The sequence below is a fragment of the Streptomyces sp. P1-3 genome (assembly GCF_050613155.1).
Taxonomy (GTDB): Bacteria; Actinomycetota; Actinomycetes; order Streptomycetales; family Streptomycetaceae; genus Streptomyces.
The window spans coordinates 4,080,641-4,106,332 of record NZ_CP192512.1; the positions used below are offsets into that span (position 1 = coordinate 4,080,641).

The window sequence follows — 25,692 nt, forward strand, 5'->3', positions numbered from 1 at the left end:
GTGACGCGATACGGCTTACGCGTGGGGGAGCAGCAGTCGCCAGGCGTCTGCCATCACCGTCCATGTCCGGGTCCGCACGGGGCCGCCGACCAGGGTGTCCGCTCGATAGCGGAAGTCCGGTCCTGAGACGGTGACCGCACGGGCGCGGGCGCGCAACGGGGTCTCCACGCCGTGCACGTGGACGACGATCTCGGCCAGGCCCGTACCCGCCGCCGACACCGAGAGCCGCCGCACCGGCCGGTCCAGGTCCACCAGCAGCGAGCCGTCCGCCTCCACTCGCAGCCGCAGGGCGGGCGGCTGGACCCGGCGCCCGCGCTGCGAGCTGCCGCCCAGGCCGGGCACCGGCAAGGTGAGCAGCGCGAGTGCCGTCCGCGCCGTGCGAGCGGCGGGTGTCCACCACGCGTGGTGCCGGGCGGGGTGCGAGAGACCACCGGGCCGCCTCGCGGGACGGCCTCCGCTCCTGGCCCTGCCGGCCCCGCCTGGGGTGGAAGCGTTCGAGGTGCCCGAGGTACCTGAGCTGCCCGAGGCGCCCGGGGCGTCGTAAGCATCGGGAGCACGAGAGGCGCCCGAAGCGTCCTCGGGTTCCGAGGCTCCCGCGGCATCCGAGGTGCCAGGCTCGCCCCGACCGTTCACGTGCCCTGCCGGACCCGGGGACTCCACAGCCCCCACAGCCCCCACAGACCCCGCAGATCGCGTAGATGCAGAAGCCGCCGGGTCGCCAGTGGCACCCGTGCCGCCAGTGGCCCCCGCTGCGCCGAGCCCGCCCGCTGCGCCGAGCCCGGCCCGGCCGGAGCCGTACGTCCCGCCAGCCGCGTCCGCCTCGTCGGCAGCGGCGCCGGCACCGCCCGCCCTGCCCTGCGCCGCCTCGTGAGCCTCGTACGCCCCGTGAGCCCCACGAGCCTCGTCGGCCTCGTACGCCTCGTCGTACGGCTCATACGGCTCGTACCCCCCGTACGTACCGTCCTCTCCACCCGAAGGGATCCGCAGCCCGCCCAGCACCACCCCGTCGCTGTCGTCGGTCAGCAGATCCAACCGCCGCTCGCGGCCGTCGAGGACCGTCCGTGCCGCCGCGACCGCCCCGGTCGGCACGCCCAGCGAGCGGGCGAGCCCGACCGTCGCCGCGCTGCCGACCGGCACCATGGACAGCGGCGTGTCCGCCAGCTCACGCTGCCGGTGCAGCAGCCGCACCACATGCAGCAGCGCGCGGTCGTCCCCCACCACGACGGGCCGCCTACTGCCCCGGCGGGCCAGCGCCCGCGCGACCTCCTCCGGCCCGTCCGGCAGGCAGATCTTCGCCTGCGCGCCCGCACACAGCACATCTTTCGCGATGCGCACGGATTCGCCGTCCGTCTGCCACGCGGCTGGGTCGATGATCACCAGCAGCGGGCGCTCCCGGACGTCCACGGGAAAATCTCCGGCGAGGTCTGGAGCCGACACCTTCGTCCTTCCTCAGGTAATCTCTCGGTGCAAGAGCCCCTGTCGCTGTTGCGCCAGGGGCTTCGTCTATCCGGGGCACCGGTTCGACGGCTCTGCGCTGGCACATGCCACCGCGCACGTTGGACATGCCCCGCCCGGAAGGGGTGTACGCCTGTGCCCGCACTTGTGCTGCTCGGTGCTCAGTGGGGTGACGAGGGCAAGGGAAAGGCCACTGACCTGCTCGGTGGCTCGGTCGACTACGTGGTGCGTTACCAGGGTGGCAACAACGCCGGCCACACGGTCGTCGTCGGCGACCAGAAGTATGCGCTTCACCTCCTTCCCTCCGGAATCCTCTCCCCGGGGTGCACCCCGGTCATCGGCAACGGCGTCGTCGTCGACCCGGCGGTCCTGCTCTCCGAGCTGAGCGGACTCAACGAGCGCGGCGTCGACACGTCCAAGCTGCTGATCAGTGGTAACGCGCATCTGATCACGCCGTACCACACGACCGTCGACAAGGTGACGGAACGCTTCCTCGGCAAGCGGAAGATCGGCACCACCGGGCGCGGCATCGGCCCGACGTACGCCGACAAGATCAACCGAGTCGGCATCCGCGTCCAGGACATCTTCGACGAGTCGATCCTCCAGCAGAAGGTGGAAGCGGCTCTCGATTTCAAGAACCAGGTGCTCGCCAAGCTCTACAACCGTCGTGCGATCACCGCCGACCAGGTCGTCGAGGAGCTGCTGGGCTACGCGGACAAGATCCGCGGGTACGTCTGCGACACGACCCTGGTGCTCAACAACGCCATCGACGAGGGCAAGGTCGTCCTCTTCGAGGGCGGCCAGGGCACGCTGCTCGACGTCGATCACGGCACATACCCCTTCGTCACCTCTTCCAACCCGACCGCGGGCGGCGCCTGCACGGGCGCGGGCGTGGGCCCGACGAAGATCAGCCGCGTCATCGGCATCCTGAAGGCGTACACCACGCGCGTCGGCGCGGGCCCGTTCCCGACGGAGCTGTTCGACGAGGACGGCGAGAAGCTGCGCACCATCGGCCACGAGCGCGGCGTGACCACCGGCCGCGACCGCCGCTGCGGCTGGTTCGACGCGGTCATCGCCCGTTACGCGACCCGGGTCAACGGCCTCACCGACTTCTTCCTCACCAAGCTGGACGTGCTGACCGGCTGGGAGCAGATCCCGGTGTGCGTCGCGTACGAGATCGACGGCAAGCGGGTCGAGGAGCTGCCGTACAGCCAGACCGACTTCCACCACGCGAAGCCGATCTACGAGATGCTGCCGGGCTGGTCCGAGGACATCAGCAAGGCGAAGGCCTTCGCCGATCTGCCGAAGAACGCCCAGGCGTATGTGAAGGCGCTGGAGGAGATGTCCGGGGCGCCGATCTCGGCGATCGGCGTCGGCCCCGGCCGCGACGAGACGATCGAGATCAACTCGTTCCTCTGATCTCTGGCCTCTGGCCTCTGATCTCTGGCTTCTGACCGCTGAGCGGAATACGCCGCAGGGTCCGCCCCTCGTCATGAGGGGCGGACCCTGCGGCGTTTCCGGTTCGCGACGGTTCCCGACGGTTCCGGGCGGTGCCGGCGCGGGGGTCAGTCGAGGCGGGTGAACGTCTGCGTCTGCGGCTCGTCGCTGTCGTCGGAGTCGTACTCGATCCGCAGCTTGTTCTCACCCGACGCGGTGAAGGTGAGGGAGTCGGAGGCCGTGCACTTGCCCTCCGGCACCGCCTTGGTGATCTCCTCGGTGCTCAGGACGAGCCCGCCGTCTGTCGAGACGAGCCGCATGCCGCCCTTGCACTCGGCCTCGTCGCTCTGCCAGAGGGTGGTGGCCACCTCGGTCCCGTACGCGCCCTGCGTGATGGTGATCTTGAACGTCGCGTTCTTCACCCCGTACGCGTCGGCCGCCTGCCAGGTGCCCAGGTAGGTGCTGGGGACCGGCTCGCTGCCCGATTCGGTGGGCCGCAGTGTCGCCGTCGCGGAGCTGTCCGTGTCGGTCCAGGCCATGGAGCCGTCGTCGCGCACCTTCAGGGTCTGCTCGCCCATGGCGCTGCACGCGTCCTGCGGCACGCTGGTGGTCACGTCGGTGTCGATGACCAGCAGGCTCTCCACCTTCCTGAGCGTGCCCGCCCCCTGGCAGAACGCATCGCTGGCGGAGGTCAGCGTGTCGGCGACCTCGGAGCCGATCGTGCCCTGGGTGAGCACGACCCGGCGGATCTTGCCGGTCGGCGTGCCGTCCTCCAGGATCTCGCCTTCCCAGGCGCCCAGATACTCGTCCGGGATGTCGCCCGTGGTGACGGGCTTGGTCGCCGGGTCGGTCGGGGAGGCGGAGACGGAGGGGCTGAGGGAGCCGCCCGCGCCGGGCGTCCGGGGGGAGGGCGCCGCGGACGACCGGCCGTCCCGGTCCTTCGCCTCGGCGTCCTTGTCGTCGCCGCCGCGGGTGACCGCGAACGTGGCCACGCCCGCGACCAGCAACGTCACGACGGCGGCCGAGACGATGACGAGCTTGCGCCTGCCGCGCTTGGGCGACGACGGGGGCGGGGTGCCGGGGCCACCTGGACCGCCATCGCCGGGGCCGCCGGGGCCGCCGGTGCCGCCGGTGCCGCCGGGGCCGCCCGGGGTACCGCCGCCCATCGGCGGGGTGCCGCCCGGCGGCGTGTGGCCGGTCGTCTCGAACGAGGTGACCTGCGGCGGCCCGAAGACGCCCGCCCCCACCGCGGCGCCCGCCCCCGCCCCCGCCACGGACCCGGGGGCAGCGGCGGGTTCCGGCGCGGGCTCGGCGGTGGACGTCGGTTCGCGTTCCGGTACGGGAGCGGCGCCGGACCCCGCCCGTGGATCCGGCTGGGCGGCCGGTGCGGAGGCCGATGCCGGGGTGGACGCCGCAGGCGTGGGCGCGGCCGCGGGAGCCGCGGACGCGGGCGGGGCCGACGGCTCGGCGCCCGGCGGGGGCGGCGAGGCGCCCGACGGAGGCACGGGTGGGGCCGACGGCGGAGCCTTCGGCAGGGTGGCCGGGGCGTTCACCGGCGGTCCGGACGGCGCCGGGGGCGTCGCCGGTTCCGTGGCGGGCGCTGCCAGCGGGAAGGATGTCGGCGTTGGAGGCGCGGTCGGCGGCGGAGGTGTCGCGGGTCCCGACGGTGCCGGAGGTGCCGCCCCAGGCTGTGACGGCGCCGGAACTGCCGCTGGGCCGGACGGTGGCGGAGGTGTCGCGGGTCCCGAGGATGGCGCACGCGCCGCGGGTCCCGAGGACGGCGCAGGCGCCGGGGGCCCCGAGGGCGGCGGAGGCGTCGGGGGACCGGACGGGGGCGGAGGGGGTCCGCCCACCGCCGTGGGCGGCACGGTCGGCGGCAGCGGAACCGTACCCCCGGACGCCGCAGGGGCGCTCGGCGGTACGGCAGGCGGGGCGGGCGCGCCCGCGGCCATCGGGCCGGGTGCGCCAAGGGCCGCCGGGGCGGCGGGCGACTCCGCGTCGAGCAGCTCCACCGCGTGCCGGCCGAGCTGGGCGACGAGGCTGCCCGGCAGCCACGGTTCGGCGGCGGTCTCCTCGTCCTCGTCCTCGGGCGCGGCCGTACGCTCGAGCAGCTCCGGCAGCGTGGGCCGCTCGGCGGGGTCCTTGCGCAGGCAGTCCCGGACCAGGCCCTCCAGCCCCTCGGGCAGCCCCGCCAGGTCCGGCTCCTCCTGGGCGATGCGGTACATCACGGCGTGCACGCCGCTGTCGGCGGTGCCGAAGGGCTGCCGCCCGGTACCCGCGAACGCGAGCACCGAGCCGAGGCAGAAGACGTCGCTGGCCGGGGTGACCCGCTCGCCGCGCACCTGCTCCGGGGACATGAAGCCGGGGGACCCGACGACCGCGCCGCTGCGCGTGAGGATGCCGTCGGTGACCGTCTCCAGCGCGCGGGCGATCCCGAAGTCGATGACGCGCGGCCCGTCGATGGTGATCAGGACGTTGGAGGGTTTGAGGTCGCGGTGGACGAGACCGGCGGCATGGATGTCCTGTAACGCGCGGGTCAGCCCGTTGCCGAGGATGCGTACGGACCGTTCGGGCAGCGGGCGGCGGCCCTCGGCGATGACCTCATGTAGGGAGGGACCGGCGATGTAGCCCGTGGCCACCCACGGGGTGTCGGCTTCGGTGTCGGCGTCGAGTACGGGAGCGGTCCAGTCGCCGCCGACTCGCTGGGCGGCCTTGACCTCCTGTTTGAACCTTCGCCGGAACTCGGCCTGTTGGGCCAGTTCGGTCTGGACGAGCTTGACGGCGACCGTGCGGCCGCGTGCCGAATGCGCCAGGAACACCCGGCCCATGCCGCCCGCGCCCAGCCGCCGCAGCAGCCGGTACTCGCCGATCCGACGAGGGTCCTCAGCCCCCAGGTCTTCCATGCGTTCGTGCCCCTTCCCCTGATCAACCCTCGCCAGAGAATAGGAGGCGGCGAAGAGCGATGGGGACGACGCGGACGATCCGTTATCGGTTCCGTATCCAAGGCGCTGCTTCAACCACCCACGGGAGGCCGTTACTTGACGCGCGAGTAGGTAAGGGACTGCTCGGCGGACTGCCTGTCGGCGTCGACGAAACCCCGTAGGAACGTGCCTCTTTGTTGCATCGTCAGGTAGCTCGCCGCACCGGACTGGCAGGAGGACCCGCCGGGCTCGGCGACGGTGACGACCGACGGGCCCAGCTTGAGCGGGCCGTCTGCCGTCCCCTCCGCGGTGAGGGCGGCGGTCCAGACGCAGCGGTATCGCCCGACCGTGTCCGTGCCCTCGCCGGTGATCGTGGCGACGTCCGCCCCGGTCCGTCCCTGGCTGATGACGATACGTCGGGTCTGGGGCCCCTGGGGCGTCCTGAAGCTGGTGGTCCATGTGCCCAGGAACCGCTTCGGCACATGACCTGAGGCGTCCGGCGTCGATGACGCGTCGCCACCCTTGGCCCCCTCGCCGTTCCCGGCGTCGTTCGAGTGCTGGACGACGTAGTAGACGCCGCCTCCGACCAGTGCGGCGGCGACCACCGCGGCGATGACCAGCGGCGCCCTGGACCGCCCTGGCCGTCCGCCGGGGACTGGTGCCGTAACGGGCCCGGGCCCGGGCGTGGGAGCGGGAGCGGCCGGAGTCGGGGCGCCGGCGGCGTCAGCCGGGGGATATCCGTCCTCGGCGGCAACCGGGGTCCCCGGCCGCGGCCCCGACCCGGTCAGCGTCATCGCCGTGGGGGACGCCATGCCGCCCGCGGGCGCCGCGTCGCCCACGTCGGGGTCCTCCGTGTCCAGCAGCCGTATCGCGTGCCGCCCCAACTGGGCGACCAGACCGCCCGGCAGCCAGTACTCCGCGGCCCGCAGATCCGTCAGCAGCTCCTCGACTCCGGTGCGGTCCACCACCTCCTCGGGGGTGGGCCGGTCCGCCGGGTTCTTGGCGAGGAACGCGGAGATGAGTGGGCGCAGTCCCTCCGGTACGCCCGTGAGGTCCGGCTCTTCCTGCGCGATGCGGAACATCAGCGCGTGCACCCCGCTGGACTCGCCGCCGAACGGCATCCGGCCGGAGGCCGCGTACGCCAGCACCGAGCCGAGGCAGAAGACGTCGCTGGCGGGCGTGACGCGGTCGCCGCGCACCTGCTCGGGGGACATGAAACCGGGCGAGCCGACGGCCGCTCCGGTACAGGTGAGCCCGCCGTCGGTGAGGGAGTCCAGGGCGCGGGCGATCCCGAAGTCGATGACGCGCGGCCCGTCGATGGTGATCAGGACGTTGGAGGGCTTGAGGTCCCGGTGCACGATCCCGGCCCCGTGGATGGCCTGGAGAGCGCGTGCGAGCCCCGCGCCGAGCACCCGCACGGACCGCTCGGGCAGCGGCCCGAAGTCCCGCGCGACGCGTTGCAGCGAGGGCCCGGCGATATAGCCGGTGGCGACCCAGGGCACCTCGGCCTCGGTGTCGGCGTCGAGCACCGGAGCGGTCCACTCGCCACCGACCCGGCGCGCCGCGGCCACCTCCTGCCGGAACCGGTGGCGGAACGACTCCTGACCCGCGAGATCCGGGTGGACGAGCTTGACCGCGACCGTACGCCCGCGATCGGAACGGGCGAGGTAGACCCGGCCCATGCCGCCCGCGCCGAGCCGGCCGAGCAGCCGGTACGAACCGAGCGTGCGCGGGTCCCCTGGCGCCAGGCTGTCCATGACGGCGGTGTCCTTCCCCCGAATGTCCTCGTCCCCCGAAAGTCCTTGCCGGAGGATAACCGGGGGCTCGGTACGGCCGGTGGCTCGGTACGGCGGTGGCCCGGTGGGTCAGTCCGACCGGTGGTCGCCGCTCGCCCCGTCGATGAGCTCGCGCAGGATGTCCATGTGGCCCGCGTGCCGCACGGTGTCCTCGATCATGTGGATCAGGACCCATCGCATCGACACGGAGTCGCCGAACCACGCCGTGCCCAGCTCGTCGAGCGCGACCTCGACTATCGCCTGGTCGGCGGCGGCCCGGGCGCGGCCGTAGAACGCCAGGATGTCGGCGGTGGACTCGTGCGGCTCCACCCGCAGGTCGGCGTTCTCGTCGTCCGGATCGAACGGGAGCGGCTCGGTCTCGCGCCCGAACGTCTCGCAGAACCACGCGTACTCGACGGCCGCCAGGTGCTTCACGAGCCCGAGCAGGTTCGTCCCCGACGGCGTCATGGGCCGCCGCAGCTGCTCGTCGTCCAGACCTTCCAGCTTCCACAGCACCGCGTCGCGGTGCCGGTCGAGGCTGACGTGCAGGCTTTCCTTCTCATCGCCCGTGAAGGGCACACGCTTTCCCATGCCCGGACCGTAACAGCGGGGTCTGACAAGCCGGCCCGACCTGCGCCGACGGACACCGGGCGCAGCCCGGAGCCCGCTGCCGCGGAACCGTCCTAGTCCGCCGGCCGCCGCTCCGCCAGCGCGTCCAGTGCGCCGGACAGCCGCTCCACGGCGGACATGACGCGCTGGAACTCGGCCTCGCCGCCGAGCGCTTCGGACAGCCGTTCCGCGAGGGCGCGGTGCCCGGGGACGATGCGTTGGACCGCCTCCAGGCCCTGCTCGGTGGGGGCGAGCAGCTTGGCGCGCCGGTGGGCGGGGTTGGGGCGGTACTCGGCGAGGCCGGCCGCCACCAGCAGGTCGGCGACGCGCTGGACGCTCTGCCGGGTGATGCCCATGGCGCGGGCGATCCCGGCGACGGACAGCGGCTCGTTGAGCACCGCGCCGAGCACCTGCCAGCGGGCGGCGGTGAGCCCGGCGGGCCGGGCCAGTTCCTCCGCCACGGACAGGAACTGGCCGTTGAGCCGGAAGACGCCGAGCGCGGTACGGCTGAGCAGTGTGGGAGCGGGCTCTGATGCCCGGTGCGCCGGCGCGTCGTTCGGCGACGGGTCGTGCGCCGCCGCGCTGTTTGACGAGGGGCCGTGCGCCGCCACGCCGTTCGACGAGGAGCCGTGCGCCGCCACGCCGTCCGCTGCCGCGCCGTTCGACGACGGGCTGTCCGCCGCCGCGTCGTTCGACGACGGGCCGTCCGCCGCGCCGTTCGCCGGTGTGCCGGTCACCGTTGGGCCGCCGCGGCGAGCACTTCGTACGCGCTCGCGTCCGACGCCGCGAAGAGCCGGTACCAGGCGTCGAGCACCTCCGGCTCGAAGACGTCGAGCCGGGCCAGGATCTCCCGCGCGAACGCGATCGGCTCGGTCGGGCCGGCCGTGATCAGATCCCGGTCGGTGACGGCCGCCGCCTCGCGGTACCGGTCGCCGCCCTTGTACCCGGTGGCGGCCAGATATCCGGCGGCCGCGCTGGTGTGGTCCCGGTCGTCCAGCAGCCCCTCTGCCGCCAGTCCCGCCGTGGCGCCGCAGATCGCCGCGACCGGGACGCCCGCGTCGAGGAAGGCGCGCGCGGTACGGGCGAACGGCGCGTTCGCGTCACCGTCGTCCCAGGCGCCGGCTCCGGGCAGGACCAGCAGCGCGCTGTCCTGGGGGCGCAGGTCGCCGAGCGCGAGGTCGGGGGTGACGCGCAGCCCGCCCATCGTCGTCACCGGTTCGGTGGTCAGGCCCACCGTCGCGATGGCGAAGCCGGTGCGGGGCGCGCGGTGATAGGTGGTGTCGCGCAGGTGCGCGGTCGCGAAGCCGATCTCCCAGTCCGCGAGCGTGTCGTAGACGGCCACGTGCACGGTCGGCTGCTGCTGCTGTTCCGTGGAATTCATCATGACAGCATGCTGCCCTATCGACAGTGTGCTGTCAACGGGGCAGTGCTCGGCGCCCCGACACGCTGCCCAGCGAAGTGGCCGAAGCCATACAGATTGGCGGTGCCGGTCCGTGCCGGAGGCTCCGTACGCTGAACGGACCGTCCACAAGTGATCGAGGTGCGAACCCGTGAGCGTCTCTCCCCAGGTCCCCGACCCCGCCGCCGGCGCCGCCGTCAAGGCCGCCGACCGCGCGCACGTCTTCCACTCCTGGTCCGCCCAGGGCCTCATCGACCCGCTCGCCGTCGCGGGCGCCGAGGGCTCGTATTTCTGGGACTACGACGGGAAGCGCTACCTCGACTTCTCCTGCCAGCTGGTCAACACCAACATCGGCCACCAGCACCCCAAGGTCGTCGCGGCGGTTCAGGAGCAGGCCGCGAAGCTGTGCACCATAGCCCCGGGCTTCGCCGTGGACGTGCGGTCCGAGGCGGCGCGGCTGGTCGCCGAGCGCACCCCCGGCGACCTCGACAAGATCTTCTTCACCAACGGCGGTGCCGAGGCGGTGGAGAACGCGGTCCGGATGGCCCGGCTGCACACCGGCCGCAGCAAGGTGCTCTCCGCTTACCGCTCGTACCACGGCGCCACCGCCGCCGCGATCAACCTCACCGGCGACCCGCGCCGCTGGCCCTCCGACACCGCCTCGGCGGGCGTCGTCCACTTCTGGGCGCCGTTCCTCTACCGCTCGCCGTTCCACTCCGAGACTGAGGAGCAGGAGTGCGAGCGCGCCCTGCGCCACCTTGAGGACACCATCGTCTTCGAGGGCCCGCAGACCATCGCCGCGATCATCCTGGAGACCGTCCCGGGCACGGCCGGGATCATGGTCCCTCCCCCCGGCTACCTGGCCGGGGTCCGCGAGATCTGCGACCGGTACGGCATCGTCTACATCCTGGACGAGGTGATGGCGGGCTTCGGGCGCACGGGCCGCTGGTTCGCCGCCGACCACTGGGGCGTCACCCCCGACCTGCTGACCTTCGCCAAGGGCGTCAACTCCGGCTACGTCCCGCTGGGCGGCGTCGCCATCTCCGCAGAGATCGCCGCCACCTTCGACCAGCGCCCCTACCCCGGCGGTCTGACCTACTCCGGCCACCCCCTCGCCTGCGCGTCCGCCGTCGCGACGATCAACGCGATGGCGGAGGAGCGGATCGTGGAGAACGCCGCCGAGATCGGCGAGAAGGTCATCGGCCCCGGGCTGCGCGAGCTCGCCGAGCGGCACCCGTCGGTGGGCGAGGTGCGCGGCATGGGCGTCTTCTGGGCACTCGACCTGGTCAAGGACCGCCGGACGCGCGAGCCGCTGGTCCCGTACAACGCGAGCGGCCCCGCCAACCAGCCCATGGCCGACTTCGCGGCCGCCTGCAAGCAGCGCGGGCTGTGGCCGTTCGTGAACATGAACCGTACGCACGTCGTGCCGCCGTGCACCGTCACCGAGACCGAGGCCAAGGAGGGCCTCGCCATCCTCGACGAGGCGCTGACCGCCGCCGACGCGCACACCGTCTGAGGGAACGGTGAAGGTGTAGCGCGGTGTAGACCACGGCGTACTCCCCGCGACAGCCCTCGCATATCGTGAGGCAAGGGCCGTCGCGCACATCCGCGACGACGGCCGTGGAGAGTGTCAAAGGAGACGGTCGTCGATGCCCCTGCCCGGCAGCAGCCAGGTCAAGCGCAGCACCCTGCGTCAGCAGATCGCCGACGCGCTGTGCGACGAGGTGCTCTCGGGCAGGCTCCCGGCCGGCCGGCAGTTCACCGTCAAGGAGATGGCCGAGCAGTACGGGGTCTCGGCGACCCCGGTCCGCGAAGCGCTCATCGACCTGTGCTCGCAGGGGCTGCTGGACGTCGAGGAGCACCGGGGCTTCCGGGTCCACGAGTTCACGCTGGACGACTTCCGCGCGATGCTCGAGGCCCGGGCGCTGATCGTGGAGGGCATGTTCCGGCGCTCCGCCGATCAGGTGCTGGCCTCGATCTCGCCGGAGGCCCTGGCCTCCGTACGACGCCGGGCCGATGAGGCCGAACGCGCCGCCCGCCTCGGCGATCTGGACATCCTGATCGGCTACGACCTGCGGTTCTGGCGCGAGCTGACGGGCCTGGTCGGCAATCCGTACGTCTCGGACTTCCTCCAGCGGGTGCGGGTGCAGTGCTGGGTGTTCACCGTGCCGCATCTGCGCCGCGTACCGGATCTGTCCGGGCGGCTGTGGGCCGCGCACGGCGAGCTGACCGACGCCGTCACGCGCGCCGACGCGGCGGCGGCGGAGCGGATCATCTCGGAGTACAACGCACATGCGCTGGCGCTCATCGAGGAGCTGGCGGGGTGCGCCGGAGCGTCCGCCGGTTCGCCTCCGGTGGACGGACGGGTGGATGAACCGGTGGACGGACCCGCGGGTGGACCCGTGGGCGGTCCGGCGGGCGGCTCGGACGACGGCTGAATTCCCGCCTCCTGCGCACTTCGCGGAGCGTACTCGGGGCATTACGCTGGCCCGACCATCAGCCATCCATCCGACGGCCGTTCCCCGAGCGAGAGTGAGATCACGTGGCATGTGACCTCTGGCTGGTCCCCCTCGTCGATGTGCTGTGCCACAGCCCCGACAACCCGTTCGCCGAGGAGATCGCGGAATACGACAAGGTCCTCGGCGAAGCCGGGCTCCCACCCGTGCCCGTCTTCGGCTACATGCCGGGCCTGTCCGGAGACGTCGCCCCGGTCGCCGGCTTCGACTACGACGCGCTGCACTTCCTGCGCCGCGCCTACCTGCTGCAGCTGTGCGGACTCGCGGTCACCCCGGTGGACGAACTCGGCGGTGACTACGAGCAGTTGCTGGAGATGTTCGAGCCCACGGCCCAGCAGTCCCATCTGGTGTGGCACTACGACCACGCCGGAGCATACGTCCCCGTCGACTTCGCGGCGCCGCTGTCCAGCGACGAACTGATGGCAGGGGGTGGGCCGCTGGGCTCCAGCCACGGCCTGCTGCGCGAGCTCCAGGCGGTCGCCCCGGTGCTCGGTATCGACCCGGCCAACCCGCCGGCCGCCCCGGCGCCCCCCGCCCGCCCCACCGGCCTGGAGGAGCCCGCGGCGTCGTTCCCGTACGAGGACAACCCCTTCGCCCGGGAACGCCATGTGTGGCTCGGCCTGCACGCGGCCGCGACCCGCAGCCTGGGCCAGGGCTCCATGATCGTATTCAGCTGACGGCGCTCAACGCGGCGGCCCGGGCGGCCGCTGCCGCGGCATGTTCGGCCGGCCGCCGGGCGGCGGCGGAAGGCGGCCGGCCGGACCCTCGCCGTCCACGCGGGTCGCGCCCATCGCCAGGGCCTGCGTGAACAGCGGCGCGGAGCCGGACCCGAACTCCGCCATCCAGCAGGCCGTCTCGGCCCGAACCAGCTCCGAGACGTCCTCGCAGAACCTCCGCAACACGGTGAGGCAGCGGTCGGCGGCCTCGCTCGCCGTGCCCTCGGCGGGGCCCAGCACCTCCCGTACGCCCTCCGCAGCCCAGTCGAACCGCAGCGCCTCCAGCCGCCGGAGCACCGCCTGCGCCGTCGCCACGTCGCGCATCCAGCCCGACGTCAGCCCGAAGCACCGGTCGCAGGCGACGCACGCCACCGCCAGCAGGAGCGCCAGAGCGCCCCAGCCCGCGCCCTCGCCCACCAGCCCGTTCAGATCCAGTAGCGGAAGGGTGGCGCCCGCCACCACCGCGATCCCGGTACCCACCCGCAGGGCGAACGCCGTCCGCCGCTTCCACACCCGGTCGGCGAGGTACCACTCGGCCACGCGCAGCGCACTGTCTTCCGCCCAGCGGAAGAGCTCGTCCAGACGCTCGGCGGGCTCGGCCCAGTCGCCGAGCGGGAAGGGCTGACGGAGCAGGTCGCCCCGCTTCCTCCCGCGTTCCCGTCGAGGGGGCTTCCGTCCCTGCCGAGGGGGCTCCAGGGGCCCCTCGGGCTGCATCTCCGGCTGACTCACCCGTGCGCTCCCTGCTGCGGTTGCGTTCTCTGACGAGAGCCACCATTCCTACCGCCGAACGGTTGGCCTCACCGCCGCGATCGGGATATTTCCGCCCGTACGTGGTGGCTGATCGGATATAGGGGCGTCCCCGCCCTCACCCGAAAGGGGACACGGCCACGCCCCGCCGCCCGGGCGCCTTGTGACGTACGCACCGCCGCGGCCGTGACGTACGAGCCGCGGCCGTGACGTACGAGGGGTGCCGGACGGGCCGCCGGGCGGCCCGCGCGCCATGGGCCAACCGGCGAGGCAATAGGCTGCGTACCGTGAAGGTCCTCGTCATCGGCGGCGGCGCCCGCGAACACGCCCTGTGCCGCTCTCTCTCCCTCGACCCCGACGTCACCGCCCTGCACTGCGCCCCCGGCAACGCCGGTATCGCCGAGCTGGCCACCCTGCACGCCGTGGACGTCCTCGACGGCGCCGCCGTCGCCGACCTCGCCGCCTCGCTGGAGGCGGACCTCGTGGTCGTCGGTCCGGAGGCCCCGCTCGTCGCCGGTGTCTCGGACGCGGTGCGCGACCGGGGCATCCCCGTCTTCGGCCCGTCCGCGGAGGCCGCGCAGCTGGAAGGCTCGAAGGCGTTCGCCAAGGACGTGATGGCGGCGGCCGGGGTGCCCACCGCCCGCAGTTACGTCTGCACCACCCCGGAGGAGATCGACGAAGCCCTCGACGCCTTCGGCGCCCCGTACGTGGTCAAGGACGACGGCCTCGCCGCGGGCAAGGGCGTCGTGGTGACCGCCGACGTCGAGCAGGCCCGCGCCCACGCCCTGGCCTGCGAGCGTGTCGTCATCGAGGAGTTCCTGGACGGCCCGGAGGTGTCGCTGTTCGCCATCACCGACGGTGAGACGGTCCTCCCGCTCCAGCCCGCGCAGGACTTCAAGCGCGCGTACGACGCCGACGAGGGCCCCAACACCGGCGGCATGGGCGCGTACTCCCCGCTGCCCTGGGCCGATCCGCGGCTCGCCGACGAGGTCCTCGAAACCGTCCTCCAGCCCACCGTCGACGAGCTGCGCCGCCGCGGCACGCCCTTCTCCGGACTGCTCTACGCCGGCCTGGCGATCACCTCGCGCGGCGTGCGCGTCATCGAGTTCAACGCGCGCTTCGGCGACCCGGAGACCCAGGTCGTCCTGGCCCGCCTCAAGACCCCCGTGGCCGGCGTGCTGCGCAACGCCGCCACCGGCAACCTGGCCGCGGAGCCGCCGCTGCGCTGGAGCGACGGAGCCGCGGTGACCGTCGTCATCGCCTCCCACAACTACCCGGACACGCCGCGCACCGGCGATCCGATCTCCGGCCTGGAGGAGGTGGCGGAGGAGGACGGGCCCAAGGCGTACGTCCTGCACGCCGGCACCAGGCGCGACGAGGCCGCCGGGCAGGTGGTCAGCGCGGGCGGCCGGGTGCTGTCCGTCACCGCCACCGGTTCCGATCTGGCCACGGCGCGTGAGCGGGCGTACCGGGCCGTCGGGCGGATCACCCTCCCGGGCTCGCACCACCGCACGGACATCGCGCTGAAGGCGGCCTCCGGCTGACGCGCGGCGGCTCCTCCGCCAAGACAGGACTGATCCGACAGGCCCTGCCGGCCCTCCCACGCGGCGGCAGGGCCTGATGGTTGCCTGCTCCGGCCAATCCCATTCCATCGAGTGAGCGCTTGGCCATCCTGCTGACGGGCGCCGTTGCCCCAACTAATGTGCCGCTCAGGTGCGCTGCGGCAACTGGCCCACCGGCATTGCGACAGCGTGGACCGGTGTGACAGTGGGGGGAGTACGAAGCAACGCCGCCAAGCGCCCGCTGTCTCACTCGTCAGCAGGGCAGTAGGGGGTGATCAGACTCGTGGCAGTTCCAGAAGCAGGAGCACAGGCAGCGCGCGCCCGCGCGCTCGCGGTGCTGCGGATCCGCGGCACGGCACTGGCCGTGGCGCTGCTACCCGCGGCCGCGGCCGTGGTGCTGCTGGTGGGGAGCGCCACCGGCCGGATCGGCGGCGGTGAGGGATGGAGCGCCGTGCGGTGGGCGGTGACCGGCGTGGCCCTGGTGGTGCTGCTGGTGGCGGCCGCGGTGGCCGCCGTGGTCGTATTGGCCAGGCCGGCCCTCAGCCCGACCGTGCTGATCCCCGAGGAGTCGGCCCCCGACCTCTACCGGCTGGTCCGCGACCTGGCCGACCGCCTGGAGGTGCCAGCGCCGTCCGCCATAGCTCTGACCCCTGACTGCGACAGCTGGCTGGAGGACCGTACGCACCGCGCGCACGGCCGGTCCAGGGCGGGCGCGGGCGCCGGGGCGACGGACCGGGGTGTGCCGGCGACCGCGGGTACGGCCGCCGCGCGCGGTGATACGGGCACGGGCGCGGCCGACGCGGGCACAGGCGCCGAGGACCCGGGTACGGCAGGGGACCGGCGCGCGGGCACGCGCGGGCGCGGCGGTCGGGCACCGCAGGCCCCGGTCCTGGTGATCGGCTCACCGTTCCTGTGGTGGATGCGCGTCGCCGAGCTGCGCGCACTGCTCGCACCGGTCGTCGCGGGTACGGGCCCGTCCGCCCACCCCGACATAGCCGCCGCCCGGCGATTCGTGCGCGGTCTGGACGCGGCGGTCGCCGTCGCGGCTCAGGGCGGCGGATCGCGCCCGGTGGCACCGGGCTTCCCCGGGGACGTCCCGTACGGCGCTGCCGCTGCCTTCCAGGCGGGCGCCGCGACAGGCGGTGGCGGCCCGGAGGGCGCGGTGGGCGGCGGCCGTGCGCGGCGCGTCGTGACGCTCGCTTTCGAACGGGTGCTGCGCCGTCCCGCCCTCGCCTTCGTCGGCTGGGTCGCCCGGCTGCTGCTGCGCAGTTGCCGGGACCACGTGGCCGAAATGGAGCGCGGCGTCGCCGCAGCCGCCTCCGAGCGTGCGCAGAACGTGGACTACGGTCTGCGGATCGTCGCCCAGGAGCAGGTGGGGCTCGCCTACGCGGGCTGGGACCGGCTGCTGACCCGGGTCGCGCTGCCCGCGTGGCGGATGGGCCGCTGGCCCTCGCAGCTGGACGCGGGCGTCGTCTCGGCCCTCACCGAGCTGTCCCGCCGCGACCGGCTGGCCGAGGGTTTCACCTCCCGGCTCGGTGAGCGCCCCGCCTGCGATCTGCTGGAGGAGCCGGGGGTCGTCGACGAGGCGACCTCGCTGCTGGCCGCCCGGTTGTTCCACGGCGGCCCGCCCCGGCCGGGACCGGGCTGGACTCCCGTTGAGTGGGAGCACTATCCGGAGCAGGTGGTCGACCGCAAGTGGCGGCTGGAGGCCGCGCGACTGCTGCGCGTGCTGGACGAGCCTTCCTCCGACGCCCCCGGCCGTGAGAGCGCGCCGCACCGGGGCGATCGCCGCGGCGATCAGCGGGGCGACCGGCGGTCCGAGGAGTTCCTGTCCGAGGGGCTCCGGGGCGTGGACCTCGGGCCTGTGGACCTCCGGCGCGAGGGGCTCCGGCGCGAGGGGATCGAGTCCGACGGGCGCCGGCCAAGGTCGGGCGCGCCGGAGGTCCGTACGGCGACCCTTGCACGGGTCATGGACCGGCTGTCCGCCCCGGGGCGCGGCGGTGCGGCGACACCTCAGGCGGCCGTCGCCGCCGCCGACGCGGGGGAGGAGCTGGCCGCGCGGCTGACCGGCGAGCTGGCCCGTGAGGAGACCGCGGCCCGGCGCGCGGCGAGCCAGGCGGCGGTGGACGGGCTGGATCCGGGCCGTGCGGCGGACAGCCGCGGCCAGGGCGCGGCCGTGGTCGTGGCCGACACCTGGATCGACGGGTACGTGCCGCTGTTCCCGCTCCAGCCGCCGCGCACCGGCCGCGAGCTGCTCGCCGACCACGTCACCGCCATCGTGTGCTGCGCCGCTGTGGACACCGCGGGAGCGGAGCCCGGCCTGGACTGGCTGGACGGGCCCGTGCTGCTCGTCGACGGCCGCCGCGCGCCCGACCTGGCGCCACCGGTGCTGAGCCTGGTCGAGGACGGCGACGCCCGGCCGCTGCGCGCGTGGCTGGCGGAGATCGGCGTCCGCTCGGAGAAGCCCGTGCGCCTGGCGTGAGTCCGCGAGACGCCGCGGACAACCGCGAGACGTCGCGGGCCGCCGCGAGGCGCGCCGCGGGTTCTCGTGAGACGCCGCGTCGCGCGCGGCGTGGTGTGCGAGGTGGTACGCGCCGTGTCCGGGAAAGTTCACTCCCGCCAATTCGCGACGAACAGTGATGGAGTGGGTGCGTTATGTGATGTGCTTGTAGTCGACCGCCAGTACTCGGCCCGACAGCAGAGTGAGCGGATCTGCACGGGGACGAGCGGGGAGCGGCCGAGCGAAGCGGGCGACGGGATAGCGGACGGGCGGGGCGTGGGCCGCCGGGGGGAAGAACGGGAGGGGAGCGCGCATGGGGACGGAGCACATCCGGCGCTGGGAGTCGGGGGCACTCGCGCATGCGGTGACGGACCCCTTCGGTCAGGGGCCGCTGCCGTGGCTGCGGGGCAGCGAGCACTATTTCGACGACACCGGTCATGTCGTGCCGTGGTACGTGGACTACGGCGACGGCCCCGGGGCGGGCCCGGTCTCCGGGCCGCGCCCGGCCGCCGGTCCCGGAGGCGCCGCACGTGGCTCGACGCGGGGCTCCGGTCGCACCAGCACTCGCCCCGGTGTCTCCGGTCCGCGCACCGCCGATGACGTCCACCGGCAGATCAAGGGCTTCACCTCCACCCCGGCGGTCGCCCCCGGCGAGGCCATCGACTTCCGTATCACCGTCGATCCGCCCCAGCAGTTCAGCGTGGACGTCTACCGCATCGGGCACTACGCCGGGGACGGCGCCGCGAAGATCACCACCAGCCCGCGGCTGTCCGGCATCGTCCAGCCGCCGCCGCTCACCGCCGACCGCACCGTCTCCTGCCACCACTGGTGGCTGTCGTGGCGGCTCCAGATCCCCTCGTACTGGCAGCTGGGCGCCTATGTCGCCGTGCTGACCACCGCCGACGGCTACCGCAGCCACATCCCCTTCACCGTGCGCGACGACCATCCGGCCGATCTGCTGCTGGTACTGCCGGACATCACCTGGCAGGCGTACAACCTCTACCCCGAGGACGGCCACACCGGCGCCAGCCTCTACCACGCGTGGGACGAGCACGGACGGCTGCTCGGCGAGCAGGACGCGGCGGTCACGGTCTCCTTCGACCGGCCGTACGCGGGCGCGGGCCTGCCCCTGCATGTGGGCCACGCCTACGACTTCATCCGCTGGGCCGAGCGGTACGGCTACGACCTCGCCTACGCCGACACCCGCGATCTGCACGCCGGCCGGATCGATCCCGCCCGCTACCGCGCCCTGGTCTTCCCCGGCCACGACGAGTACTGGTCGGTTCCCATGCGCCGCACGGTCGAGCTCGCCCGTGACACGGGCACCTCGCTGGTCTTCCTGTCCGCCAACACCATGTATTGGCAGGTGGAGCTCGCACCCTCGCCGGCCGGCCCGGACCGGCTGCTGACCTGCCGCAAGCGCCGCGGACCGGGCCGCTCCGCGCTGTGGCGGGAGACGGCGGAGCCCGAGCAGGAAGTGATCGGCATCCAGTACGCGGGGCGGGTCCCCGAACCCCACCCGCTGGTCGTCCGCAACGCCGACCACTGGCTGTGGGAGGCCACCGGCGCATGCGAGGGGGACGAACTGCCCGGCCTGGTGGCCGGCGAGGCCGACCGCTACTTCCCCCGGACGAACCTGCCCGAACACACCCGGCGGATCCTCCTCGCCCACTCGCCGTACGCCGACGGGGACGGCGCCGCACGCCACCAGGAGACCTCGCTGTACCGCGCGCCCAGCGGCGCACTCGTCTTCGCCTCCGGCACTTTCGCCTGGTCACCGGCGCTGGACCGGCCCGGCCATGTCGACGAGCGCATCCAGCGCGCCACCGCGAACCTGCTGGACCGTATGTGCAAACGCGACTGACCAGGGCGGACCCGTGTCACCAGCGCCCGGGGCCGTGGGGGACAATCAGAGCACTTGGTCGAAACCCCCAGGAGGATCCGTGTCCGGATTCGTAGAGAAGCCCGAACCGGTCGAGGTGCCGGGCCTTGAGCACCTGCACACCGGCAAGGTGCGCGACCTCTACCGGAACGAGAACGGCGACCTCGTGATGGTCGCCAGCGACCGGATGTCCGCCTACGACTGGGTGCTGCCCACCGAGATCCCCGACAAGGGGCGCGTCCTCACCCGGCTCTCCCTGTGGTGGTTCGACCAGCTCGCCGACCTCGTCCCCAGCCATGTGCTGTCGACGGAGGTCCCCGCGGGAGCCCCCGCCGACTGGGCCGGGCGCACCATGGTCTGCCGGTCGCTGAAGATGATCCCGGTCGAGTGCGTGGCGCGCGGCTACCTGACCGGTTCCGGCCTCATCGAGTACGAGCGGGACCGCACGGTCTGCGGGCTCGCCCTCCCCGAGGGTCTGGTCAACGGCTCCGAACTGCCGTCCCCGATCTTCACTCCGGCCACCAAGGCCGAGGTCGGCGAGCACGACGAGAACGTCTCCTACGAGGAGGTCGCCCGCCAGGTCGGCGCCGAGACCGCCGCGCACCTGCGCCAGCTCACCCTCGCCGTCTACAACCGGGCCCGGGACGTCGCGCGCGACCGCGGGATCATCCTCGCCGACACCAAGTTCGAATTCGGCTACGAGGGCGAGCAGCTGATCCTCGCCGACGAGGTGCTGACCCCCGATTCGTCCCGCTTCTGGCCCGAGGACCAGTGGCAGCCGGGCCGCGCCCAGCCGTCCTTCGACAAGCAGTTCGTCCGCGACTGGCTGACCTCCCCGGCCTCCGGCTGGGACCGCCACGGCACCCTGCCCCCGCCCTCGCTCCCGGCGGAGATCGTCGAGCAGACCCGCGCCAAGTACGTGGAGGCATACGAGCGCCTCACCGGCACCCGCTGGTCCTAGGAACGCCGAAGGCCCCGGTCGTGATGACCGGGGCCTTCGCTATCAAGAGCGGACGACGAGGCTCGAACTCGCGACCTCAACCTTGGCAAGGTTGCGCTCTACCAACTGAGCTACGTCCGCATGCCCCGCACTTCCGTGCGGTGCGGAGTCCACTATAGCCAACCTTGCTCGCGTGCGATGCGCGCGGCCGCATGCCGATTCTCCGCGTTCAGCTTCGCCACGGCCGACGAGAGGTAATTGCGCACCGTTCCCGGCGTCAGCGCCGCCCGCCGCGCGATCTCCGCGATGGGTGCCCCGCCCTCCGCCAGCTCCAGCAGCTCCGCCTCGCGCGCGGACAACGGGGAGTCTCCGGCGCTTATCGCGTCCGCCGCCAACTCGGGGTCCACATAACGGCTTCCGCTGTGCACCGCGCGGATGATCTCCGCAAGCCGCTGTGCCGACACCGTCTTCGGTACGAACCCCCGCACCCCGGCCGCCAGTGCCCGCTTGAGGTGGCCAGGGCGGCCATGACTGGTGACGATCATGATCCGGCAGTCGGGCAGCTCGGTCCGCAACGATGTGGCAACCGCCACACCGTCCGCGCCCGGCATCTGCAGATCCAGCACCGCCACATCGGGCCGGTGCGCCCGCGCCATCGCCAGGGCCTCGGGCCCGGTCGCTGCCTCGGCGACAACCCGCAGATCGTCTTCCAGCGCCAGCAGCGCGGCCAGGGCACCCCGGATCAGATGCTCATCGTCGGCGAGCAGCAGCCGCACCTCCTCGCAGCCTGTGCCGGTCCGCTCCGTCACCGCTCCTCGCCTCCCGTCCCGGCAACCGCCTCCGCCAGCCCGGCCTGCGACCCGGTCGGCGATTCCCCGTCCACCAGCGGCACCTCCGCCGTGAGCCGGAAGACGCCGCCGGGGCGGGACTCGATGCCCACGGTGCCGCCCAGTGCCGCCAGCCGCTCCCGCAGCCCTCTGAGCCCACTCCCCGGCCCCCCTCCGGAGGCCCTCTCGTCCCTCACCCCACTGCCCGGCCCTCCTCCCGAGCCACCCCCGCCCTTGGGCTCGCTCCCACTCCCCGGCCCTCCGCCGCCTCCTGCGGCGGGTCCCTTGCCCGTGGTGTCGCGCACCCCGTCGTTCTCCATCACCAGCACCGCCGCATCCCCCACCCGCAGTCGCACCGTGCAGTGCCGGGCCTCGGCGTGCCGCAGCACATTCGTCGTCCCCTCCCGCACGACCCATGCCAGCGCCGACTGCACCGCCTCCGGCAGCGGCGCCCCGTCCGGTGCTTCGCCCAACGCTCCGTCGTCGGGCTCGCCCCCTGCCCCGCCGTCGTCGATCCGGCAGTCCACGCCGGCCGCTCGCAGCACCGAGCGGGCACCCACGAACTCGGTGTGCAGATCAGCCTCCCGATAGCCGCGCACCACGTCCCGCACCTCCCTCTGAGAGTCCTGCGCGAGGCGCTGCACCTCGGTCATCTGGTCCACGGCCGCCGCCGACCCCCGGTGCGCCAGCTGGACGGCCAGCTCGCTCTTGAGGGCGATCACCGCGAGGTTGCGGCCCAGGACGTCATGCATGTCCCGGCCGAAACGCAGTCGTTCCTCCGCCACGGCCAGCCGGGCCTGGACACCCCGGGCCGCGTCCAGCTCCCACATCACCGCCAGCACCCACGCCGAACACCGGACGGTGAAGGCGACCCAGCCGATGATGACCAGCATCACCAGGGACGCTCCCACCGCGGTCTGGACCCCGCTGCCGATCGCCACCAGCCCGCCACCTGCGACGACCGCGATGCCCACCTGCGCCACGATCGCCGTCCGCACCGGCACCATCAGGACGTGCGCCGCAAGGAACGGGGTGCTGACGGACGTCAGCAGCGACGCGATCACTCCGGAGCGCTCCAGGTCGCCGAGCGATGCCAGCGCCAGCACCCCTCCGACCATCCCGACCAGCAGCGCGGCCCCGATCGCAGTCTGCCGACGGGCGACTGTCCCGGTCTTCAGATACTGGTCCAGTCCGCCGCGCATCAGCCCCATACCGGACACACCCTGCACGAGGGCCAGCGCCGCGACCAGCAAGATCAGCGTGAGCGGCGCTCCCGACGTGCGCACCGGCACTGTGGTCAGGAACAGCAGGGTGGCGGCGGGAGCCAGCCAGGCGAAGGAGTACAGAGTCCATCGCGTGTACAGGTCGACCTGCGCGAGCCTGCTCCTACTGCGCCATTTCCGCCCGGCCACGCCGTCGCCCCTCTCCCTCTCAGCGCCGAGGCTCCCAGCGGAACCACCGCCGTACAGCAAACACCGCCACGCCAGTCCAGACCACCGCCGTGCCCAGCTGTGCCAGGGTCTGCCCCGAGCCGCCCGTCCACCCGGCCCGTATCAGCCCGACCACGGGCGTCAGCGGCAGCACCTCACATGCCGAGGCGATCCGATCCGGCAGCACCTCCAGCGGGAAGACCAGCCCGGAGCCGGCCATCGAGAGCATCAGCAGCGGCATCACACTCAGTTGGGCGCCCTCAGCGGACCGGGTCACTCCGGCCGTCGCGGCGGCCAGCGCCACCAGCATCACCGTCCCGAAGAGCACCCCGGCGAGCGCCAGATGCGGGGCCTCAGGAGGCGCGACGTCCAGGACCAGTGCAGCGCCCGCGGCCACCAGCAGACACTGCACCAGTGCGATGACGACCGACGGCAGTGCCGTGCCGGCGAGGATCTCCTGGTCGGTCAGTTCCCCGCAGCGCAGTCGCTTGAGGACCAGTTCGTCCCGCCGCACCACGTAGGCCGGCACGAGATGGGAATAGACACCGAAGAGCAGTACGAAGCCGAGCGCGCCCGGCAGCAGCACCGTCCCCGGGGAGAGCCCGGCGTCCTTGAGGTTCAAGCCGTCGACGGTGGATTTCATGGCCGTGGTGAAGGTCAGGGGCAGCACCAGTGTGGTGAACAGGGCCACTTTGTTCCGCCGCAGCAGTGTCAGCTCGGCCCGGCCCAGCGCCCTCAGCCGTGCCGCGGTCCCGCTCGCCCGCTGTGCGCCGCGCGCCGTGAGTATCTCCGCGCTCATCGTGAGATCCCCTCCGTCTCCAGCTCCTTCGCCATGTCCAGGAACGCCTCTTCCAACGAGGCCGACCGGGCGTCGAGGCCGCGCAGCTCCACCCCCGCGTCCCGCGCCCACAGCAGCAGTCCGGTGGCGGTCCGCTGAAGGTCGTCCGTGAGCAGCCGCACCTGGCACCCTGTCGCCTCATGGCCCGTGACCCCCAGTTCGGGAAGCGGCGGCAGGTCTGCGAGCACGTAAGAGTCCGGCAGCTGGAAGGAGATGCGCGAGGGGTACCGCGCGACGACTTCGGCGACGCGGCCGGAGGCGGCTATCCGACCCTCGTGCATGATCGCGAGCCGATCGGCCAGTTCCTCGGCCTCCTCCAGATAGTGGGTGGTCAGCAGGACGGTCGTGCCGCTGTCCCGCAACGACCGCACCAGTTCCCAGGTCTCACGCCGCCCCTCCGCGTCGAGTCCGGTCGTCGGCTCGTCCAGGAACAGCACATCGGGCCGGCCCAGCAGAGCCAGCGCCAGATCGAGCCGCCGCCGCTCGCCACCGGACAACTGCTTGACCCGGACGTCCCGCCGCTCCGCGAGTCCGACCGCCTCCAGAGCGTCGGTCACCTGCCGGGCCCCGCTGGTGCAGCCCGCCCACATCCGTGCCGTCTCCGCCGCGGTCAGTTCCGAAGGGAAGCCGCCTTCCTGCAGCATCACCCCGATCCGCGGGCGCACCTGCGCGCGCTCCCGGTGCGGATCGTGTCCGAGCAGCCGCACCGATCCCTCGTCCGGCACCGCGAGCCCCTCCAGCAGCTCGACGGTGGAGGTCTTGCCCGCGCCGTTCGTCCCGAGCAGGGCGAACAGCTCCCCCCGCGCTACGGAGAAGGAGGCGCCCCGCACCGCCGCGAATCCGCCGTCGTACCTGCGCCACACCTCCGTGGCCTCGATCACATTCTCGCCGTGTTCCATGATTCAAGGCTCCCGGTGGCGGGCGCCGGAAGGCAGTGCGACCTGTCATCACTTGAGATGACAGATGTCATGGGATCGGTGCCGTATCCCGTCGGCCAGAACGCTGTGGGATCCGTGCCGTGAAACGACGAAAGCCCCGGTCCTGATGACCGGGGCCTTCGCTCCAAGAGCGGACGACGAGGCTCGAACTCGCGACCTCAACCTTGGCAAGGTTGCGCTCTACCAACTGAGCTACGTCCGCATGCCTCCGACCGGCTTTCACCGATCGGCGCGAGAACCACCATACCTGATCCACCGAGGTGGTCCGGTACGTGGCGGAGAGCGGGTGACAGGGATCGCACACTGCGCCTCCCCCTTGGAAAGGGGGCGCTCTACTACTGAGCTACACCCGCATCGTCACTTCGCCTGATCCATCGAGAAGATCCGGCAAGTGATGAGAGCGGGTGACAGGGATCGCACACTGCGCCTCCCTCTTGGAAAGAGGGCGCTCTACTACTGAGCTACACCCGCGCGTTCCTCGGGGTTTTGCCTTTCGGCCTCGCCCCTCGGCGTGCTCCAGACTCTAGCGGATCACCGGGGGCGTCGCGCAACTCGGCTCCGGACGCCGGAGCCGACGCCGAACGGGCGGTTCAATTCCCCTCGTTGGGCGTTTTCGCCCCGTTGGGGGTCATTTCTCCCACCGGGTTCGGCCGGGTTCAGCTGGCCTCGTTGAACGCTTCGTAGACCTTCTTCGGAATGCGGCCGCGTGGCGGCACCTCCATCCCGCGCGACTGGGCCCACGCGCGCACCGCCGCCGGGTCCGGTGCCACGGCCGTGCGGTGGTAGGCCTTGCCGGAGCGTGAGCGCTTGCGGCCGGCCGCGACGTACGGGGCGAGGGCGCCGCGCAGTTTCTTCGCGTTGGCGGAGTTGAGGTCGATCTCGTACATCCGGCCGTCGAGTCCGAAGGTGACCGTCTCCTCTGCCTCCCCGCCGTCGATGTCGTCAGAGAGCGTGACCACTACGCGCTGCGCCACGGATATCGGTCCTTTCGGCGGCATCGATGCGTTGACGTGCGTAGATGCCGAGTGTGAGGGTGTATGGGGCCAATGCTTTTTCTTTTGTACAGCGGCGGGCATTGCATTGTGAAGCCCCGCGAATTTCATCCGCGTGTCACGCCGCAATCGGGACCCTACGTTTTTCCGGCCCCTTTCCGCACACCTTCTTGCCGCCGATGCTTAAACGTGACCGGGGTGCAAGTAT

Annotated in this window: 18 protein-coding genes, 4 tRNA genes and 2 pseudogenes; 8 read left to right on the forward strand and 16 right to left on the reverse strand. The window is 72.7% G+C overall.

Annotated features, from left to right (window positions below):
- Window positions 1–962: 962 nt before the first annotated feature.
- Window positions 963–1,377 (reverse strand): annotated as a pseudogene (locus ACQUSR_RS17530) (diacylglycerol kinase family protein); the annotation flags it as partial.
- Window positions 1,378–1,590: 213 nt separating this feature from the next.
- Between ACQUSR_RS17530 and ACQUSR_RS17535 the strand changes: the two are divergent.
- Window positions 1,591–2,874: an adenylosuccinate synthase gene (locus ACQUSR_RS17535; RefSeq protein ID WP_431043513.1), complete on the forward strand. Its 1,284-nt coding sequence runs from the start codon at window positions 1,591–1,593 to the stop codon at window positions 2,872–2,874.
- A 1,526-nt stretch (window positions 2,875–4,400) separates the two neighbouring features.
- Here ACQUSR_RS17535 and ACQUSR_RS17540 read toward each other — a convergent pair.
- From ACQUSR_RS17540 to ACQUSR_RS17560, 5 genes and pseudogenes are all read right to left on the reverse strand, one after another.
- Window positions 4,401–5,795: pseudogene (locus tag ACQUSR_RS17540) on the reverse strand (serine/threonine-protein kinase); the annotation flags it as partial.
- 131 nt (window positions 5,796–5,926) lie between these two features.
- The gene (locus tag ACQUSR_RS17545; protein WP_431043514.1) at window positions 5,927–7,570 is read right to left on the reverse strand and encodes a serine/threonine-protein kinase; all 1,644 of its coding nucleotides are present in this window, start codon (window positions 7,568–7,570) and stop codon (window positions 5,927–5,929) included.
- Window positions 7,571–7,678: 108 nt separating this feature from the next.
- Window positions 7,679–8,179, reverse strand: a complete 501-nt coding sequence (locus tag ACQUSR_RS17550; RefSeq protein ID WP_431043515.1) for a DinB family protein — start codon at window positions 8,177–8,179, stop codon at window positions 7,679–7,681.
- Window positions 8,180–8,271: 92 nt separating this feature from the next.
- Entirely contained in the window at window positions 8,272–8,712 is a 441-nt protein-coding gene (locus ACQUSR_RS17555) for a MarR family winged helix-turn-helix transcriptional regulator (protein ID WP_431047647.1), read from the reverse strand.
- A gap of 218 nt (window positions 8,713–8,930) precedes the next feature.
- Entirely contained in the window at window positions 8,931–9,578 is a 648-nt protein-coding gene (locus tag ACQUSR_RS17560; RefSeq protein ID WP_431047649.1) for a DJ-1/PfpI family protein, read from the reverse strand.
- Between the two features lie 169 nt (window positions 9,579–9,747).
- On the opposite strand from ACQUSR_RS17560, the gene ACQUSR_RS17565 reads away from it, so the two are divergent.
- The 3 genes from ACQUSR_RS17565 to ACQUSR_RS17575 all read left to right on the forward strand — a co-directional run bounded on the left by ACQUSR_RS17565 (window position 9,748) and on the right by ACQUSR_RS17575 (window position 12,789).
- Window positions 9,748–11,112 (forward strand): aspartate aminotransferase family protein, encoded by a 1,365-nt coding sequence (locus ACQUSR_RS17565; RefSeq protein ID WP_431043516.1) that lies wholly within the window; start codon window positions 9,748–9,750, stop codon window positions 11,110–11,112.
- A 133-nt stretch (window positions 11,113–11,245) separates the two neighbouring features.
- Entirely contained in the window at window positions 11,246–12,034 is a 789-nt protein-coding gene (locus ACQUSR_RS17570; protein WP_431043517.1) for a GntR family transcriptional regulator, read from the forward strand.
- 104 nt (window positions 12,035–12,138) lie between these two features.
- The gene (locus tag ACQUSR_RS17575; protein WP_431043518.1) at window positions 12,139–12,789 is read left to right on the forward strand and encodes a hypothetical protein; all 651 of its coding nucleotides are present in this window, start codon (window positions 12,139–12,141) and stop codon (window positions 12,787–12,789) included.
- 6 nt (window positions 12,790–12,795) lie between these two features.
- Here the strand turns inward: ACQUSR_RS17575 and ACQUSR_RS17580 are convergent, their stop codons facing one another.
- Entirely contained in the window at window positions 12,796–13,557 is a 762-nt protein-coding gene (locus ACQUSR_RS17580; protein WP_431043519.1) for an SLATT domain-containing protein, read from the reverse strand.
- 305 nt (window positions 13,558–13,862) lie between these two features.
- On the opposite strand from ACQUSR_RS17580, the gene purD reads away from it, so the two are divergent.
- The 4 genes from purD to ACQUSR_RS17600 all read left to right on the forward strand — a co-directional run bounded on the left by purD (window position 13,863) and on the right by ACQUSR_RS17600 (window position 20,480).
- Window positions 13,863–15,119: a phosphoribosylamine--glycine ligase gene (purD, locus tag ACQUSR_RS17585; RefSeq protein ID WP_431043520.1), complete on the forward strand. Its 1,257-nt coding sequence runs from the start codon at window positions 13,863–13,865 to the stop codon at window positions 15,117–15,119.
- Between the two features lie 292 nt (window positions 15,120–15,411).
- A complete protein-coding gene (locus tag ACQUSR_RS17590; RefSeq protein WP_431047651.1) occupies window positions 15,412–17,619 on the forward strand; it encodes a hypothetical protein in 2,208 nt (735 codons plus the stop codon).
- Between the two features lie 331 nt (window positions 17,620–17,950).
- Window positions 17,951–19,501: a N,N-dimethylformamidase beta subunit family domain-containing protein gene (locus ACQUSR_RS17595; protein ID WP_431043521.1), complete on the forward strand. Its 1,551-nt coding sequence runs from the start codon at window positions 17,951–17,953 to the stop codon at window positions 19,499–19,501.
- Window positions 19,502–19,580: 79 nt separating this feature from the next.
- A complete protein-coding gene (locus ACQUSR_RS17600) occupies window positions 19,581–20,480 on the forward strand; it encodes a phosphoribosylaminoimidazolesuccinocarboxamide synthase (protein WP_431043522.1) in 900 nt (299 codons plus the stop codon).
- A gap of 47 nt (window positions 20,481–20,527) precedes the next feature.
- Here ACQUSR_RS17600 and ACQUSR_RS17605 read toward each other — a convergent pair.
- The 9 genes from ACQUSR_RS17605 to ACQUSR_RS17645 form a co-directional block, all read right to left on the reverse strand.
- Window positions 20,528–20,600: transfer RNA gene (locus ACQUSR_RS17605), tRNA-Gly, on the reverse strand.
- Between the two features lie 32 nt (window positions 20,601–20,632).
- Window positions 20,633–21,268, reverse strand: a complete 636-nt coding sequence (locus ACQUSR_RS17610; protein WP_431043523.1) for a response regulator transcription factor — start codon at window positions 21,266–21,268, stop codon at window positions 20,633–20,635.
- Window positions 21,265–22,698, reverse strand: a complete 1,434-nt coding sequence (locus ACQUSR_RS17615) for a sensor histidine kinase (RefSeq protein ID WP_431043524.1) — start codon at window positions 22,696–22,698, stop codon at window positions 21,265–21,267. The genes ACQUSR_RS17610 and ACQUSR_RS17615 overlap by 4 nt, the downstream gene beginning before the upstream one ends.
- Window positions 22,699–22,717: 19 nt before the next feature.
- Entirely contained in the window at window positions 22,718–23,515 is a 798-nt protein-coding gene (locus tag ACQUSR_RS17620) for an ABC transporter permease (RefSeq protein WP_431043525.1), read from the reverse strand.
- Window positions 23,512–24,453, reverse strand: a complete 942-nt coding sequence (locus ACQUSR_RS17625; RefSeq protein WP_431043526.1) for an ABC transporter ATP-binding protein — start codon at window positions 24,451–24,453, stop codon at window positions 23,512–23,514. Before ACQUSR_RS17625 ends, ACQUSR_RS17620 begins: the two co-directional genes overlap by 4 nt.
- Before the next feature lie 168 nt (window positions 24,454–24,621).
- Window positions 24,622–24,694: transfer RNA gene (locus ACQUSR_RS17630), tRNA-Gly, on the reverse strand.
- Window positions 24,695–24,773: 79 nt separating this feature from the next.
- Window positions 24,774–24,845: transfer RNA gene (locus tag ACQUSR_RS17635), tRNA-Gly, on the reverse strand.
- 46 nt (window positions 24,846–24,891) lie between these two features.
- Window positions 24,892–24,963 (reverse strand) — tRNA-Gly (locus tag ACQUSR_RS17640).
- 185 nt (window positions 24,964–25,148) lie between these two features.
- A complete protein-coding gene (locus ACQUSR_RS17645; RefSeq protein WP_431043527.1) occupies window positions 25,149–25,466 on the reverse strand; it encodes a histone-like nucleoid-structuring protein Lsr2 in 318 nt (105 codons plus the stop codon).
- Window positions 25,467–25,692 lie beyond the last annotated feature (226 nt).

Excerpts from the sequence above, each read along its gene's own strand:
- ACQUSR_RS17560 (WP_431047649.1), bottom strand. The coding sequence starts at position 9,578 with ATGAATTCCACGGAACAGCAGCAGCAGCCGACCGTGCACGTGGCCGTC.
- ACQUSR_RS17545 (WP_431043514.1), bottom strand. The coding sequence starts at position 7,570 with ATGGACAGCCTGGCGCCAGGGGACCCGCGCACGCTCGGTTCGTACCGG.
- ACQUSR_RS17550 (WP_431043515.1), bottom strand. The coding sequence starts at position 8,179 with ATGGGAAAGCGTGTGCCCTTCACGGGCGATGAGAAGGAAAGCCTGCAC.
- ACQUSR_RS17570 (WP_431043517.1), top strand. The coding sequence starts at position 11,246 with ATGCCCCTGCCCGGCAGCAGCCAGGTCAAGCGCAGCACCCTGCGTCAG.
- ACQUSR_RS17625 (WP_431043526.1), bottom strand. The coding sequence starts at position 24,453 with ATGGAACACGGCGAGAATGTGATCGAGGCCACGGAGGTGTGGCGCAGG.
- ACQUSR_RS17620 (WP_431043525.1), bottom strand. The coding sequence starts at position 23,515 with ATGAGCGCGGAGATACTCACGGCGCGCGGCGCACAGCGGGCGAGCGGG.
- ACQUSR_RS17595 (WP_431043521.1), top strand. The coding sequence starts at position 17,951 with ATGGGGACGGAGCACATCCGGCGCTGGGAGTCGGGGGCACTCGCGCAT.